Origin of the sequence: Pararhodobacter sp. CCB-MM2, assembly GCF_001691415.1 — a bacterium.
Classification (GTDB): domain Bacteria; phylum Pseudomonadota; class Alphaproteobacteria; order Rhodobacterales; family Rhodobacteraceae; genus Pararhodobacter.
On sequence record NZ_LRRR01000035.1, the window covers coordinates 26,792 to 41,580 of the forward strand.

The window sequence follows — 14,789 nt, forward strand, 5'->3', positions numbered from 1 at the left end:
AGCGCAGAGGCCGGCCTGCCAGCGTCATCCGGTCGTGGTCGAGCACGGCGGAGGATGGAGCGTATCGGGGGACGCGTCGATCTGATTAGCTGGTCCTGGCCCGCAACTGTCACCGATATGGCTCATCTTCTTCAAGGATTCGGACACACAAGGCCTTGTGAACCGAACAAGACTAGTCGTATCCCTACTTGGACGCGCCGATTAGTATGCGCCCCAATAGCACACGAGGGCATAATTGAGGGGTGAGGCAATTTCGGGCTTACCTTTTGTTTCGCAGGACTAGTTTGCAATGACAGAGTTGACTGAATCCATTCTATTTCAGGTGATTGCGATCCTGGGGACCATAACAGGGTTTGGCATTGCTCTTGATCGAATCTTCATAACTTCGCACATTAGGGAGCGAATAGAAGAATACCTCACTCTCCCTCGGTCAAAAGGAACTTGGTTCGACGGCTACAAGGAGATTCTTGGGCTATCGGAGGCCATTGTTTTTGACAGGTACTTTTCCGGCAATATTGTTGGGTGGAGATTCCTGAAATCATCCCTCTTTGTTTCAGCGGCATCGTTCTTGGCCGCAATTTCAATCCAGTATATATTCTTTCCCGAGTTCGTTCCGCAGTTCGTGCTTTCCCCGAGTCAAGTTTCCGTGATCGCTGCCTTCTTCCTGTTTAATGCCTTCATGGACGTGGTGACGATTGCCCAAACAAGAGCGTTCATTCGAGCGTCGGTGTCGTCAGATCGGCCTTTCAACAGCATAATTTTTTTTGGATCAGATATTATCGTTACGCTGAATATATTCATCCTCACCTACGCCGCCTTCCTGCTGGTGCTCGTGCAGTTTTTTACACTGCCAACAGTGAGATCGAGCGTGCGAATAACGGCGGACGCGTGGATTGAAGCAGGGGGCGAGATTTACAATAACGCTGACTTTTCTGAACGCCTTCGTGAGACACAGGTGTTCTATAGTCTCTCTGTGCCGGAGCGTGAAGCCCAAAGCAGCTTCGGAGTACTGTCCACTGACGCCGTTACGCCTTTGGAGGCGTTGTATCTCTTGCAGTACCTATATGGAGGATCGCTGCAGATTGGGAGCATCGAGCCGTCTCTAGCTGATGACGTAGAAAGTATTGTTGGCTCAGGGCTGCAGCTAGCCTTGCTGCGCGGAGCAGATCGGACGACTGCCTTGAGTGATCCAGAGGCGTTTCCGGACTATGACCAAAGCGGCACCGAGCTACTTCCGCGACGAGTCGTTGATCTGGAACTGAACTTGACTGGGGTGAAGCCAAATTTCAGCAATCTTGACTCGATCTACACTCCGGCCTTCAACACAGTTGATGCGCTTGAAGACAATTTTCCCTACTCCATGTTCAATTCGACCGGCTGGGTTTCGATGGAAGGCTTTATTGAAGCGTATTCGCGATCGCAGCTCACCGGGCCACTCCTATCCATTGTGCTCTGCGAAAAGAGCGGCGGATACACGTTCAGCACCCAAGCTGATAATAGAATTGATGAGGCAACGGCAGAAACCTTCGCCGCCGACTGCGATCAGATTTATATCGTCCGCAATAGCGATTGGGTCTCAAACCTGCAGACCTTGGCGAGTTTCGGTCGTGGCGCGAGTGTTTTCCTCCCTTTCTCGGCGATGTTTGTCACGAGCTTGTTGCCCACATTCTTGCTTTACCTCGTACTTATAGGGGTCACAGCCTCCACTTCAATTCACAGAATTATAATAGGCCGTGCCGCAAGGCTGGGTGATTTTATCGTTCAGCAGCCAATTGGTTTCTTCTGTTTTCTTCTGGGTTTGGTTATAATTTCCTACAGACTCATTTTTTAGTGACAGTGTGAATGCGTTAATTGACAACAGGATGGGGCGTGAATCCTTTTTGAGGATCGGGCCCTAACCTTCGTCGGCATTTTCCCTCGATGATCGCTGAACTGCCGACGCCGCAGTTCCCTTCACCCCAAGACATGCTGTCGGCGCCCGGTCATCGAGCGGTCACCCACTGAGCCATTAAGGCAAGACGCTGGCCGCAGTCTTCAAGAGCGGCTCGATCGGCTCCCCAGAAGGTCTCGACCTCTGCCTGAGGCATCGCCCTATCCGGAAGGTCCAAAGGAGCAGTGCATGGAGAGGTTAGCGTCTCCGGCGGATCATCTGGCACGAAGCCGACGCACGCTCTCAGCAGAAAGACACTCGCGAGAACCGTCTGGGTCATTCCGGGCAACATCATCGAGCTCCTGTCTAAAGCGGTTTCGTTCGGCGGCAACGGCGGCCTGCGCCTCGGCAAGGCCTGCGACCCGCGCCTGAGCCTGCCGCATGGCTGCCTGAGCGACGGCCACGCGGTCAGCCTCGACCGATCCGCGCCAGTGCCAAACCCAGATGCCGACAGCGCCATGAGAGACGCACAGAGCCACCGCGAGCGCGGGAACCCACGGCAGCAGGGCGCGGAGCCCCATCAGGGCGATCACGGAAGCGCCTCAAGGCAGAGCCGTTGCTCCAGCGCGCGCCGGTTCGACAGACCCTGCACCACGACACCCCCCGCACGGTTCCAGCGCGGCAGTTGGTTGCATGCCCCCTGCCAGTCGCCATCGTTCGCCAGCCGGGCAAGCGTCGATCGGCAGGCCGCGCCAGTCCCGACGTTGTAGGACCAGCTGGTCAGCGCGACCTGCACGCCTTGCGGCTGGTCAGGCAGGCCGGGAATGCAGCCGATCAGGGCCGTGCGGTAATCGGCCAGCGCTGCGCCCAGCATCGCCGCGCATTGCTCGGGCGTGTAACTGTCGCCCTGCCGCACGCCGCGTGTCTCGCCATAGCATACCGTCCACACGGGCGGGCTGGCGATGCGGTCGAGATAGGCGTCGGTAACCAGACCCTCACGCGGTCCAACAAAGGCGACGGCGGCAGCGATGACGGCGGCAGCACCGCCAGCAGCGGCAGCAGGGCGTCGGGCGCCACCCGTGAACAGGCCGCGCAGCGCTTCGATCAATCCGGGCATGTCGCCCTCCTATGGGTAAAGATGGGTCTCGGTCAGCCAGGGCCTCCATGGGCACTGGTGGAAGACGACAGCATGACTGGTGGCCATCTGCGCCGGGGGGATGCTCAGCCGCCACGGGCCGAACTCGCTGATCCCTGCGGGCCGCGCGATGCTGCCGCGAAGATGCTCCACGATGACAGGAACGCTGGTTCCATTGCCATCGAGCGACCACGCGACCGCACGGAACTCGCAATCGGCACGGGTGCGTGTCAGGTGCCCCCAGATCAGGGTCGAGGCAGGGCCGTCAGCCTCCACGCGTGTGACAGTGAAGTTGGACGCAGCCGGCGCGAATAGGCCCTCGGCCTTTCCGATCAGCGGGAACATGAAGCGCGGCACGATCAGCGCCACCAGAACCACGCCGAGCCAGAAGAAATCCACTCGCGACCATCGCGACCGGGTGAGGAATGACTTCATCGCCACGCCTCCCGGATTGCCATGATGCCGCCCGCGATGACGCCGGCTGCGCTGATCAGGTAAACCGCCGCGCGGAGGGTCCAACTCGCACGCTCATGCAGCATGACCACGGCATTGATGCGAGACAGCAACGGGCGGGTTTCCTTATCGGCACCGACTGGCACCTCTAGAAGGGCCTCGCATAGCCCCTCAAGCCTTTCGATCAGCGGCTGCCCCCCTGCGGGTGCCTCGAGCAGAACTCGGTGAAGATCCCGGATCATCCGGTCGCGGTCTGTGTCCTGCATTGCTTCAGGCCGGCCAGTGGCTATCGTCTGCGTAGTCAGCCGGGATCGGGGATGCGTCCTTGAGGGTACGGGCAGCGAAGACGATGGCGCTCACCCGCGCAGCTGCAGCTTGGCCGAACGCGAACACCGTCTGAGCGTCCATCTGCATGACGCTGTTGTCGTCCGCGATCCATGCGAACGGCTCATCGCCACCGTGCCACAGGTAATCCCCCGCCTGCGCACCGGCCGCCAACGAGAAGCCCGCCAGCGTCCCGGCGCCAGAGATCCGCGTCTTGCTTTCCTGCGAGAAGTCGAACGGCTTTCCCGCGAAGGTGAAGGGCTCGACCATGCGGCGGTCGCGCTCTGCGTTGATCTGGGCGCGCAGGTTCTCGGTGGCCTGCGCCTGTTCTTCCGAGGTCATGCTGCGCACAGTCCACCCCTGAACCCATGCGCCGCTCTCCTGTGTGAAGCTGCCCGGCACCAGCACCTGCGTGGCTGGGTTGTAATCCGGCTCATCCGCGCGCGTGTACGGATGCACGTCGAACTCTGCCAGCGATGCCGCCGAGATCTGGCGCGGGAAAGAGGTCTGCGCCTCATCGCGCCGCAGCGCGGTCAGGCTGTAGGGCGTCGGAACGCCGTCGATCAGTCGAAGGTACATTATGCCTGCTCCACTTGCTTTTTGATGACGGTCAGCATGATCTGGGCCTTACGCTGCTCAAGAACCGAAGACGCCAGCAGCCCTTGCAGGCTCTCCTTGAATCCCTGCAGTTCCGGGTCGTCGCCAATCTCGGCAATCGCCAGACGGAAGTTGTCGATGTTCACCTGATATTCGGTGACTTCCTTTTCCCGTGCCTCAAGGGCGCCGGTCAGGATATCTTGACGATATGCGTGCTGCATTATCCTTCTCCTATAATAACGTCGATTCCGCTGTTTGAAGGAAGAGTTGCTGGATCGCTATACTTTGTTCCGAAGCCTGTCGAAGCATCCCACGGGTAAGCGATGACGCGTGGGGATGACGTAGTTGCCATTAAGATCGCATCGCCAGTTGGACTGAAATTTACTGCGCCAGTCCAACCAGATGGAAGGGTAGAGGGGTTGCTGTACCGTGCCCCAAAGCCAGTGGAGTCATCCCACTGATACGCGCTAATATACGGGGAGGAGCTGTGAGAAATAGCGACGGCATCGCCATCAGGACTGAACGCCACATCCAGCCCATCACCAGCCATTCCAGCCGACGGATTGCTGTACTTTGTCCCGAAGCCTGTCGAAGCATCCCACGGGTAAGCAGTGACACGCGGGGATGACGAATGCGCGACGGCAATGACGGAACCGTTTGGGGAGAACGAAACACCCCAGCCGACTCCAGCCGGAAGGGATGCTGGATTGGTGTATTTGGCGCCGAACCCTGTCCCGTCATCCCACTGGTACGCGTAAATATAAGGGGAATTGTTTATCGCCACAGCGACAGCATCCCCATCCGGGCTAAATGCTACATCGCGACCCGTCGAAGGGACGCCAGACGCGGGATTTGAGTACCGGCTTCCGAATCCGGTCACGTCAGACCATTCGTATGCTGCAATGTATGGGGAGGAGGTACCAACAGCTGCGATAGCAGTGCCGGATGGATTGAAGTTCACACGATATGTTATGCTGAATGTCGATGCTAGAGCTGAGAATTTTGTCCCAAATCCTGTCAGCGGGTCGAACTGGAACGCGCCGATATTTCCGCTTTCGGTCACAGCAACGGACGACATAGAGGGGCTAAACGCAGCCCCATTCACTTGATAACTCAACGCGGAAGATGGGTTTGAGAACTTCGCGCCAAATCCATCTGCGGCAGTCCATGGGTAAGCCGAAACATATGGCGCACCATCATGCCCGACAATCACCGTCTGATCCTTCACGCCAACCTGTGCGCTCATCAATTTCTGCGCGATGCTCATGCCATTGCATCCCCGGAGAGGAACCCGAGCCAAGTGGTGCCGCCGTCGACGGTGACGAACACATAGGCGTCGGTTTCGCCGCTTGCCGGTGCGTCCGGTGCCGTGCCGCCTGCCCAGTCCACGGACGCGGGCCAAGTCAGCGTGTGGGTGCCACCAGCGGTCACAATCAGGGTGAACGCGCTGCCGGTGCCGGTTGCGGCGGGGTTGTCGAAGGTGAACGTCGTGTTCCCGCTCGTGGTCAGGGTGAATACGGTTGCCGCCTCCAGATCCACGGACGGCGTGGTGCCGGACAGGGCCGAGACGGTTTCCTGCGCCTCAAGCGTTTTCAACGGGCCGGTGAGGGTGCCGCCAGCAAGCGCGAGATAGTCCGCCGCCGCCTCATCAGCCATCGTGCCGAGCCCAAGCTCTGTCTTGGCCGCAGCAGCATCAGCGAGGGCAATGAGGGTCCGGCCGAAGCTCGTGATCGTGGCGAGATCCGCAGACGACGCACCGTTGAAGAACGGCATCCGGTCCGCAGCCGGGGTTACCCCGGCGAGGGCATTGAGGGACGCGGTCAGCAGGTTGGTGCGGGCGCCAGCCTCAGTGGTCGCGCCCGTGCCGCCAGCGGAAATGGGCCGGGCGGTGTTCGCATCCGCCTGAAGGTCTTCGAGCGGGTCATTGTGCTGCGCTGCCGTGGCAAGCGTGCCGTCGCTGGCCTCGTAGCCTGCGGGAAGGTTGTATACGCCGGAGAGATTTCGGGGCATGGTCTGTCCTCATGAAGAAGCCGCCCGGCGAGGGGCGGCGGTGGTGCGTTTTGGAGGCTGTGATGAGGCTACTTTTGGCCGTGGGCGCTTGTGCCGCCCTATCCGGGTGCATATCTGACACTCGATCTTACAATGAACTCGGATACACGGAGCGGCAGGAAGTCCTTGCCGGATTGGTCGAGTCCTGCGTTGAGCAGGGCGTTGCGGTTGGCTCTCCGCAGATGGAGCAATGCACCTTGGCCGAGGCCCAGCGATGGGAAGCCGACAGGGTGCGATCGATCCAGACGCGGGGTCGTGTCGCTGCCGCCATGGGGAGCGCTTCTCAGAGCTTCCACGCGGCTGCGGCATCATCCCGAGCGCAGGCCACGTCGCGGACGGTGAACTGCAGATCGGTCAACGCCGTGGACGGGTCAGTCCGAACGAGCTGTTATTGATGGGGAAGGAAGCGGATGGCAGACACCTTTGTTGTTGTTGATGCGCGCCAACTGCCGTTCATCATCGCAAGTGGCATCATTCTGGCCTATTTCGCGATACTCCTTTGCCGCCTCGGGATGAACATCTTCCGAAACAACACAGGGTGGCGCGGCCTCGTTGGGGCTGTGATGTTCTTCTTCGGCTTGGTGTTCTCTGTCGTTTTGATACTTGCTGCTGCGGATGTTTAGCGAGCCGACAGCGCGCTTGCGACTTGAGAGACGGCAGGGATCGAGCCGTATCCCGCCAAGCCAAGAGCAAGCGCCAGGTTCGATCCCGCGTTGAAGTTCGTCGGCCGAGCGGCGAGAGCGCGAGCCACAGCGTCGATAGCGCTCGATGCCGTTCCTCCCTGCTGCGTCAAGAGGTCGGCAATCTGGCTCCGGACCTGCTCTTGCATCGAGGAAATGGCCTCTGGGCCCGACCCCATAAGCTCGCCCGCGACGTTTTGGGCAGCGCCAAGGATACGGCCACGGCGAAGATCACCCGGCACGGTGGCGTCATCGATGTACTGCCCAACGGCAGCACGCCCTGCCGTCCGTGAGTTCGTGGCTACGTTTGCGCGAAGGCCGAGGGCCGCGCCAGCGCGCTCAAGTTGGCCTCTGATTGCCGGCCATTCGTCACCAAACAGCGCCTCCATGCGGCGTTGAGCGTTGGGGCTCGACAGACGGCGGTAGGCATCAAGCGCTTGCCTCGCGTCGATGTTCTGATCCGACGCCACAGCCCGCACGTTGCCGGCGAGTTCTTCAATCTGGCCGATGATGCCCGACCGCATCGCCGCGCGCTCAGCAGTGGTCGACCCGGCGATCTGCTCAATCACCTCATCCGTCGTCAGGCGCGGAGACAAGAGCTCAGTGCCGAACCGAACGGCATTACGCTGCCCGATGGCGTCCGCCGCAGTGTCGAGGGCGGTCTGATACTCAGGCACCAGAGACGCCACATTGTCGCGGATCTCGCGAGACAGCCCCTCATAGGCCGCGCCCATCCTGGTCTGACCGCCGAGAGCCCCAGCCCCATCACCGCTCTCTGCCAGTTGGCCGAGCGCCTGACGGATGTAGTCCCATTGGCGCACGTCAGGCGGGCGCGTGAAGGTGACGGCGCCGTCATCTGCGATGCTCGCCATGATCTGGGCCGACTCCTCGCCGCGCAGGCGCATGAGGCGGTTGGCATACGTGATCGCCTCGGGCGGTAGACGCGGGGAGACACGATCGAGAAGGCGGGCGCCGGCTTCCGACGAATAGTCGATCGGTATCGAATAGGCCGCGTCGTATGCTGTGCGGCGAGCGCCAGCGCTGCCCGTTCTGATGCTGTCCATGAGGCTAGCCGGGCTTTGCTGCGGCCCCTGACGGCCACCACGCAGGGCGTCAACAAGGTCATCATAGGCCGCACCTGCGCGCGTCGAGATCCGGTCACGCGCGGCCTGCACTCCAGGCACTGGCGTTTGCAGGGTATAGTCGAGGGCACCAGAGAGTTGCGGGCTGGCATCGGCAAGCATTGCATCCGGGCCGGCGCGGCTGAGAGCCGCCCGCATCGCGGCGGGATCATCTGACCCGATAAGAGCCGTGACGACACGCGCCGTTTCCGGCGTTACCCCAAGCTGCGCGGCAACATCGCGACCGATACCCCGCGCTCGGATTGCGTTCGATCCCATCCGCCAAAGCGATCTTCCCGCCTCAGCCGCAACGGGCGCGGCCCCGCCGATCACACCGCCAAGCGCGCCACCTAGCGCGGCCGACTGCGCGCGATCACCGAAACCGCCTTCACCCTCCATGAACCCGTATCCAGCCCCGGAGGCTGCGCCAAAGCCAAGGCCTGCGGCAAAGCGTCCGCCAAGGCCTCTTGCCGCTGTTCCAACGGCGCCAACACCAAGCAACGCAGGCACCGCGGCCCCCACAAGGTCAGCCGACAGCCGGCCAAGGCCAGACATGTTTTCCTCGTTCTGGCGAAGGCGCTGCAGCTCTGCGTCATAATCGGTGCCGCGAAGCGTGCTGTACATCGCCGCGCTTGCCTCATCACCGGCAAGGCCGAGGGTGGCGCTTTCGCCCGCCCGGTTAATCCATGTCCCGAGGCTTTCGCCATAGCTCTGCACGCCGTCATTGGGATCACCGACAAGGTTGTCGTAGATCATCTGGCCGAACCCGCGCTCTTGCGGCTCCTGCGGCTGTTCCTGCTGGGGAGCGGAGGCACGGCGGGCGCGGGCTGCTGCTGCGGCAAGCTCCAGCTCAAGGTTCAGATCGGTCATCAGTTGCCACCCTGCATGATGGTCGCGCGAGCTTCGGGCGACAGGTTGTCCCAAAGCTCCTCGACCGTGAGGCCGAACCGCTCTGCCGCCGAGGTCAGCGATGGGTTGGTCCGCGCTCGATCCGGGATTGAGCCGGCGTTCTGCTGCGGTGCGACAGCCTGTTGCTCGGGTTGCGCCGGGGCTTGTTGCCGCGCGCCGAAGTCTTGGACGCCGGCCAGCGGGTTCTGCCGAGCGCGCAGTTCGTCGAAGGCCTGAGCCCGCGTCAGCTCTCCAGCGCGAAGCTGCTGGATCACCGCCGCGCCGTCCGCGTCATACTGCGCAACAGCTCTGAGCGTGCTCAAGATCATCTCGTTGCCACCCGGCGTGTTGATGACCCGCGGCAGAGATTGGATGAACAGCGCAAGGTCCGCGTCCGACATGGGACCGCTACCCGGCGGGCGTTGCTCGGGAACCATCGAGTTGACCAGTGCCTGCAAGGCTTGGATTTCGCTAAGGCCATCGGTCTCGATGCCCCATTCACCCGCAAGCTGTGTCAGTCGAGCAATGCCACCAGACGGCGCGGAGGCCAAGAGAGCATCAAGCTGATCAAGGCGTCCCATATTCCGCTGCGCTGCGATGCCGGCGTTGGAAAGGTCCGCCAGCGTTTGCGCATCCTGCCGCGCAAAGGCGTCATCGAACGCCTCCGACCCGCCGACATTCGTCGTGACGTTGACGCCGCCCGCGCCAAAGGCCTGTTGCAGCGCCTGCTCTTGAGGAACGCCCATCTCAAGGAGGTACTCATAGTTGCGCTGCCCGGTCGTTTGGTCAGGCCGCGGCGCGGGTCCGCCGTTGAGCATGAACGATTGGTACTCAGGTGTGCCCGGTTGCAGCCCGGCTTGCTCAGCCTGAAACTGCAACGTCTGCACCGTGGACGGAGCCTGCTGGGCCGGAGCCGGGCCGCCGTTCAGCATGAAGGACTGATATTCCGGCGTGCCAGGTTGCAGTCCAGCCGCCTCTGCGCGTGCCTGCAACGTGACCATGGCCGGGGGAAGGTCCGGCGCCGCTTCCGGCGAGATTGCCATCGGCACTCCATCGGGGCCCATGCGGTAGAACCGACCGCCCATCTCTTGCACGCCAGCCCACGGATCTTGCGGGCCCGGGAATGCAGCATTCATCTCGCGCTGGAGAAGCGCCGACAGGACCATGCGCTGACCATCGGAGGCCATGGGGTTGCTCACAAGCGGCATGAGCGCGGCAATGCGGGCCATGGGATCGCCGCCCACTCGCTGCGCAGGAGCGCCACCCATGGGCGCAGACGGGCCGCGAGTGGCGACAGCCGGGCCGTCATAGGAGGGCATAGCGCCGCCCATATAGGCCGCTGCACGGCGTGCCCGATGTTCCTCAGCAGGACGCAGGAAGCGGCTTACAATCGCAGCCGCAGCCGTGCCGGTGTCGGGTGCCGCAAAGATCTCCTGCGCCGCCCGGCTTTCCGGCCCCTTCAGCTCGCCCATCATGAAATCAAGCTGCGTGTCAATGTCCGACGGATCGGTGCCACGCTCACGTGCAAAGGCCTCGTAAGCAATGCGCCGAGATCCGGTCGGTTGATACAGGCCAAAGCCCCGCGTACCGTGGACGTTCGGAACCGCCTCGATTGCGCCGGGGTCCATGCCGCTTTCGTCTTGGAAGTTCAGCACGAAGGCGTCAGCGATATGCTCCGGCATGCCGCGACGGATCAGCCCATCGCGCACCTGCCTGGCAACACCGCCACCTGTGGGTGCCGTTGCCGCCCGCGTGGCAATCTCAGGCCCGGCCGCCGCCATCGCCTCGGGAACAGCCGCAGCGACCTCTGGTGATACTGCACCAGCCGCCGCCGCCTCCGGGTTCGCAAGCGCGATGCCGAGTTCCGCCAGCACCTCCTCGACAGGCCGTCCGGTCATGCTGGAAATGCGGCCGGCAATCTCCGCCGAGCCAGCGCCGAGAAGGTCGCTTGCGCCGCCGTCATCATCGCCCCAAGTCCGGAAGCCGTTGCGGCTCACGTCCCAGTGCGCATGCGACCCGCCCATGTACTCAGGGCCGAAGCCGATCCCGTGAACGCCCATTGCCCGCCCGATCAGCGCGGCGTTGGTCATCTCCGGATCACCCTGCATGACAGTCGAGCCATCAGGCCGGATGACGCGGAAGTCGGTTGCATGGCCAGGCGCGTGGTTCGTGGGCGAGTGGCTGCTGACGCCGGTCGTAACCTCGATGCGTCCGCCCGGCAGCGCATAGCCCCATGCCTGACCCAGCATGCCCAGAAGGCCGTCGTCTACGCCGTCGATTGCGCCAGTGATGGGGAGGGGGCTGTAACCGCCCTGCATGTCACCAAGCGGAGCCGTGGCAGGCGATGTCCCGCCGCGTGCGGACGGCTGCGTCGGTGCGCCATACGATGCCGGAGCCGAGTAGCCGCCGCTGCCCATCCCATAGCTGCCGAGGATGCCGTTCATCTGCGTGTCGAACTGATCGCGCAGGATGGCCTCGGACTTGGCGTTGCGTGCGTCCATCATCCGGCCAGCGAGGGCACGGCCCACAGCGGTCAGGCCTTCGCCAAAGCTCTGAGGCGCGCGGCCGGCATTTGCCGCCTGCATTGCTGCAGCAATCTCACGACGCCGCGTCAGCTCCTCGTAAGAAACGCCGGTATTCCCACCGAAAATGAAGCCGGTCATATGTCAGACCTCCGGAAGCTGGGCATAATCGACCGCGAAGAAGCCGCTGGGCATCGTCAGGACGGCCTCGGGCTTCCAGCGCAGAACCTCTTGAGCCATGTAGCCAATGCGGCGAACGCCCGGCTTGTCCCAGAGATAGCGGAAGGCGTAGACCCCAAGCGGGCCGCGCTCGCCCAAGCGCTCAATGTCAGACTTCAATCGCTGGTCAGAGATAAGCGCCGCGCCAAGTCCGAGAATGCCGCCCATGCCGCTCTGCCATGCGCCCATGCGGGCGTTATAGGCCTGCATCTGGTTCTGGTAATTCTGCATCTCAAGCCCCGCCCTATCGACAGTCGGAACCGCGTTCGAATTGAAGCCGGGGAACTGCGGCATGTTGACCTGCGTCCCGCTGGTGAGCGCCGAAATCTCGTTCAGCGGCTGGTTCCGTAGCGCGAACAGCTCACCCATCTGGGCGTTGCGCAGGTCCTGCTTGAAGCCTTCGAGCGACATATCCGCGTTCTGCTGGTTGAGCTGGGCGTCGTTGTAGAACTGTGCGCTGGTCGCATTCTGCCCGAACTGCTGGTTCTGCGCCGCGTTCCGGAACTCACCTTGCCCCATATCGACGCCGAACTGGCCGAGCTTCGCGTTGTTGATCGCAGTTTGCGCGTCGTTTGCAAACTGCGTCCGCGTGGCGTTCTGCCCGAACTGCTGCTGTTGCGCGGAGTTCTCGAAGGCCGCCCGCTGAGCATCCAGACCGGCAAGGCGAGATTGCTCCTGACCGCCCGCCAGCACGACCTGCATGCGCGCGTCGTTGGACTGCTCATCCAGCCGCCCCATGGCCCGATCAAACGCCGTGGACCCTTCGCGAATGCCCTGGTTGATGAGGCTTGTACGCAGCGACTCCCGGTCTCGGTCCAGCTGCGGGTTGAGCCGCGCATAGAGCGCATCCTCGACGCGCTGACGATCCGCGCTCCAGTCCGTGCCGTAGGTGCTGGTGATGGCGCCCGCATCCGCAATGTCGCCGGAATAGTTCTGCCCGAGGGTTTGCCCGCCAACGTCACGCTGGATCTGGCCAGCATCGGCAATCTTGGTGGTGAGGTTCGCCTTGCGAATACCGTCTGCACTGCCGCCCGCCGTCACGCCGGACGTGTCGATTTCATTGCTCAGGTGACCCGCGATCCGGTTTGTCTGCGCAAGTCCGGCGCTGGCCAGCGCCTGCTGCGTCTGCTGGCCCGTGTCAAAGAGCTGCTGTTGACCCGGCGTGAGCGTGGTGTTCTGCTCAAGCAGAGGGATGTTGAACACCTCGCCCGTGTTCGGGTCGGTGTACTCGTAGAACATCCCATTGCCGCTCGCGTCCATGCGCTGTTGCGTGGTTACCGATCCCCAAGGCGTGTTTTGCGAGGGATTGGTGAGCCATGCGTTCGCGGTCGCGGTGCCGATGTTGTTTGCGGTTTGAGCCCCTGCGGTCTCTTGCGGGTCAGGACTCTGTGGCGCCTTCGGCTTGCCCATGTGCTACCTCGACAGTCTGGATTGGTGCCATGCATCATCGGTGATGCAAAGAATGGCTTCTGAGGCCTCGCGTCCGCGCAGTCGCGGGATGACGTACTCGGCCGCGCCAAGGGCCTTCCACAAGCGCCGAACGCGGGTGTTCTCTTCTGCGGTTCGTGCCACGACCATCTGGCAGCCGGCCGTCTTGAAGACGTAGCCAAAGAGCGCCTTGAGGATCGACCGCTTAGCCCATGCCGGGCTTAGAGCTGCCCCTGAGCATTCAATCACGCCGGTTTCGGGTTGCCAGTTGTGGAAGACGAAGCCCGCCACCATGTTGCCGCTCGCATCCAGAACCGCAGCCGTTCTGCAGTGCCCGAAGTCGCGCGGCAGGTGCGCCATCGCCATGACGAAAGGCACAACCGCGTCATTGCAGCCCCATACCAGCCTCAAGAGGCGATGCCCCCGCCTTCGATCATCAGGTCCATGGAGACCATCTCCACAGCCATAGCCGCGGCGGAACCGCTGGTGATCTGGATCTGAGGCGAAATCGCGTACCCGCCGCCGCTGACCGCCTGCCAGTTCTTCACCACGCCCTTGCGCGGCTCTGTGGTTTCGCGGGCCCAGACATTCGCGCCCCAAAGGCCGGTGCCCCAGATCATGCCGTCTCCGTCGATCGGTTCGGCCACCGGTGCCGATGGGAAGCGGACTGTGAAGTCCTGCGCGGCGCTGTACTTGGCCCGGAAGGCGCTATCCGCGAAGAAGCTGGCCCGCGCCATCGGCACGACCTTGTAGGCCGTGGGTGCTCCGAAATCCATGAACGGGTAAGACGCCCGCGCAGTGAAGGCCGCGCCGTCATCCCGACCGCCCACATTGAGCTTGGTCACCGTGCCGCCAGACCTCCCGACAAACACCCCGCCCGCATAGATTGCCGCGCAGTCACCTTGCCAGCCTGTCTGCACTGCCCAGGCTCCGGTCTGAAGGTTTGCCGTCAGCATCCGGTCGGAACCGGGGAACACCGCGAAAAGGAGATTGCCCGCCGTCCATTTCAGGAGCTCGACCGACCCGGCGCCCGCGACTTCCTCTTGCCATGTGCTGCGGATGTCGCTCGTGATGGCGGCCAGAGACAGCGCAGCAGGGTCTCTCTGGATCGCCGCCGAGATCGGCACGATACCGTCATCCGTGGCGATCAGAAGGTCACCGCCCGCCTGAATGGTGGCGCGCTTGCCCAGAGGCCGGCCAATGTCATATCGGCCTTCGAATGCCCATGTTGCCGCGTCAGAGGGGTCGGTGCCGCTGTAGATCGCGACCTCGCCCATATCGCTGACAAACACGCATTTGTCGTCCAGCCCATCGCCGCTATCGAGAGACCATGTGCCACCGAACAAGAGCCGGCCGCCACGCTGAAACACGCCCGCAAGGCTCAGATCCAGAGCGGTGCCGCCAACTGACGATGCCGGCAGATACCATACTGTGAGGCTGCTCCCCTCGATGAAGAACAGGCGGTTTCGGTACAGCCACACATCCGACAGTGCGGCGGTATCA

Annotated in this window: 15 protein-coding genes; 2 read left to right on the top strand and 13 right to left on the bottom strand. The window is 62.5% G+C overall.

Annotated features, from left to right (window positions below; translation table 11 throughout):
• The first annotated feature begins 289 nt into the window (after positions 1-289).
• Complete coding sequence (locus BCY78_RS21470; RefSeq protein WP_068305904.1) at positions 290-1,831, top strand: hypothetical protein; 1,542 nt, start codon at positions 290-292, stop codon at positions 1,829-1,831.
• A 314-nt stretch (positions 1,832-2,145) separates the two neighbouring features.
• On the opposite strand, the gene BCY78_RS25705 is transcribed toward BCY78_RS21470, so the two are convergent.
• The 8 genes from BCY78_RS25705 to BCY78_RS21505 are packed head-to-tail and all read right to left on the bottom strand — an operon-like array spanning position 2,146 to position 6,389.
• A complete protein-coding gene (locus BCY78_RS25705) occupies positions 2,146-2,463 on the bottom strand; it encodes a hypothetical protein (protein ID WP_158515981.1) in 318 nt (105 codons plus the stop codon).
• Positions 2,460-2,987 (bottom strand): lysozyme, encoded by a 528-nt coding sequence (locus tag BCY78_RS21480; protein WP_068305907.1) that lies wholly within the window; start codon positions 2,985-2,987, stop codon positions 2,460-2,462. The genes BCY78_RS25705 and BCY78_RS21480 overlap by 4 nt, the downstream gene beginning before the upstream one ends.
• A gap of 9 nt (positions 2,988-2,996) precedes the next feature.
• The gene (locus BCY78_RS21485) at positions 2,997-3,440 is read right to left on the bottom strand and encodes a hypothetical protein (RefSeq protein ID WP_139103260.1); all 444 of its coding nucleotides are present in this window, start codon (positions 3,438-3,440) and stop codon (positions 2,997-2,999) included.
• Complete coding sequence (locus BCY78_RS21490; RefSeq protein WP_139103261.1) at positions 3,437-3,700, bottom strand: hypothetical protein; 264 nt, start codon at positions 3,698-3,700, stop codon at positions 3,437-3,439. Before BCY78_RS21490 ends, BCY78_RS21485 begins: the two co-directional genes overlap by 4 nt.
• A 28-nt stretch (positions 3,701-3,728) precedes the next feature.
• Positions 3,729-4,361: a DUF4376 domain-containing protein gene (locus tag BCY78_RS21495; protein ID WP_068305910.1), complete on the bottom strand. Its 633-nt coding sequence runs from the start codon at positions 4,359-4,361 to the stop codon at positions 3,729-3,731.
• Positions 4,361-4,600, bottom strand: coding sequence for a hypothetical protein (locus BCY78_RS21500; RefSeq protein WP_068305911.1), 240 nt, complete (start codon positions 4,598-4,600; stop codon positions 4,361-4,363). The genes BCY78_RS21495 and BCY78_RS21500 overlap by 1 nt, the downstream gene beginning before the upstream one ends.
• A complete protein-coding gene (locus tag BCY78_RS25365) occupies positions 4,600-5,646 on the bottom strand; it encodes a WD40 repeat domain-containing protein (RefSeq protein ID WP_139103262.1) in 1,047 nt (348 codons plus the stop codon). The genes BCY78_RS21500 and BCY78_RS25365 overlap by 1 nt, the downstream gene beginning before the upstream one ends.
• On the bottom strand, positions 5,643-6,389 hold the full coding sequence (locus BCY78_RS21505; protein ID WP_068305913.1) for a hypothetical protein: 747 nt from the start codon (positions 6,387-6,389) through the stop codon (positions 5,643-5,645). Before BCY78_RS21505 ends, BCY78_RS25365 begins: the two co-directional genes overlap by 4 nt.
• 449 nt (positions 6,390-6,838) lie before the next feature.
• On the opposite strand from BCY78_RS21505, the gene BCY78_RS21515 reads away from it, so the two are divergent.
• Positions 6,839-7,051, top strand: a complete 213-nt coding sequence (locus tag BCY78_RS21515; RefSeq protein WP_068305917.1) for a hypothetical protein — start codon at positions 6,839-6,841, stop codon at positions 7,049-7,051.
• On the opposite strand, the gene BCY78_RS21520 is transcribed toward BCY78_RS21515, so the two are convergent.
• From BCY78_RS21520 to BCY78_RS25710, 5 genes are all read right to left on the bottom strand, one after another.
• Positions 7,048-9,099, bottom strand: coding sequence for a hypothetical protein (locus BCY78_RS21520; protein ID WP_068305919.1), 2,052 nt, complete (start codon positions 9,097-9,099; stop codon positions 7,048-7,050). The two genes, BCY78_RS21515 and BCY78_RS21520, sit on opposite strands and share 4 nt — an antisense overlap.
• Positions 9,099-11,780, bottom strand: a complete 2,682-nt coding sequence (locus tag BCY78_RS21525) for a phage tail tip lysozyme (protein WP_068305921.1) — start codon at positions 11,778-11,780, stop codon at positions 9,099-9,101. Before BCY78_RS21525 ends, BCY78_RS21520 begins: the two co-directional genes overlap by 1 nt.
• A gap of 3 nt (positions 11,781-11,783) precedes the next feature.
• A complete protein-coding gene (locus tag BCY78_RS21530) occupies positions 11,784-13,268 on the bottom strand; it encodes a hypothetical protein (protein ID WP_068305923.1) in 1,485 nt (494 codons plus the stop codon).
• 3 nt (positions 13,269-13,271) lie between these two features.
• Complete coding sequence (locus BCY78_RS21535) at positions 13,272-13,652, bottom strand: GNAT family N-acetyltransferase (RefSeq protein WP_139103263.1); 381 nt, start codon at positions 13,650-13,652, stop codon at positions 13,272-13,274.
• 41 nt (positions 13,653-13,693) lie between these two features.
• The coding region (locus BCY78_RS25710; RefSeq protein ID WP_068305928.1) for a hypothetical protein at positions 13,694-14,789 on the bottom strand (1,096 nt) is incomplete at its 5' end.

Bases quoted from the DNA above. Each gene is read 5' to 3' on its own strand.
- BCY78_RS21470 (WP_068305904.1), top strand. From the start codon at position 290: ATGACAGAGTTGACTGAATCCATTCTATTTCAGGTGATTGCGATCCTG.
- BCY78_RS21480 (WP_068305907.1), bottom strand. From the start codon at position 2,987: ATGCCCGGATTGATCGAAGCGCTGCGCGGCCTGTTCACGGGTGGCGCC.
- BCY78_RS21485 (WP_139103260.1), bottom strand. From the start codon at position 3,440: ATGAAGTCATTCCTCACCCGGTCGCGATGGTCGCGAGTGGATTTCTTC.
- BCY78_RS21490 (WP_139103261.1), bottom strand. From the start codon at position 3,700: ATGATCCGGGATCTTCACCGAGTTCTGCTCGAGGCACCCGCAGGGGGG.
- BCY78_RS21495 (WP_068305910.1), bottom strand. From the start codon at position 4,361: ATGTACCTTCGACTGATCGACGGCGTTCCGACGCCCTACAGCCTGACC.
- BCY78_RS21500 (WP_068305911.1), bottom strand. From the start codon at position 4,600: ATGCAGCACGCATATCGTCAAGATATCCTGACCGGCGCCCTTGAGGCA.
- BCY78_RS25365 (WP_139103262.1), bottom strand. From the start codon at position 5,646: ATGAGCATCGCGCAGAAATTGATGAGCGCACAGGTTGGCGTGAAGGAT.
- BCY78_RS21505 (WP_068305913.1), bottom strand. From the start codon at position 6,389: ATGCCCCGAAATCTCTCCGGCGTATACAACCTTCCCGCAGGCTACGAG.
- BCY78_RS21515 (WP_068305917.1), top strand. From the start codon at position 6,839: ATGGCAGACACCTTTGTTGTTGTTGATGCGCGCCAACTGCCGTTCATC.
- BCY78_RS21520 (WP_068305919.1), bottom strand. From the start codon at position 9,099: ATGACCGATCTGAACCTTGAGCTGGAGCTTGCCGCAGCAGCAGCCCGC.
- BCY78_RS21525 (WP_068305921.1), bottom strand. From the start codon at position 11,780: ATGACCGGCTTCATTTTCGGTGGGAATACCGGCGTTTCTTACGAGGAG.
- BCY78_RS21530 (WP_068305923.1), bottom strand. From the start codon at position 13,268: ATGGGCAAGCCGAAGGCGCCACAGAGTCCTGACCCGCAAGAGACCGCA.
- BCY78_RS21535 (WP_139103263.1), bottom strand. From the start codon at position 13,652: ATGGCGATGGCGCACCTGCCGCGCGACTTCGGGCACTGCAGAACGGCT.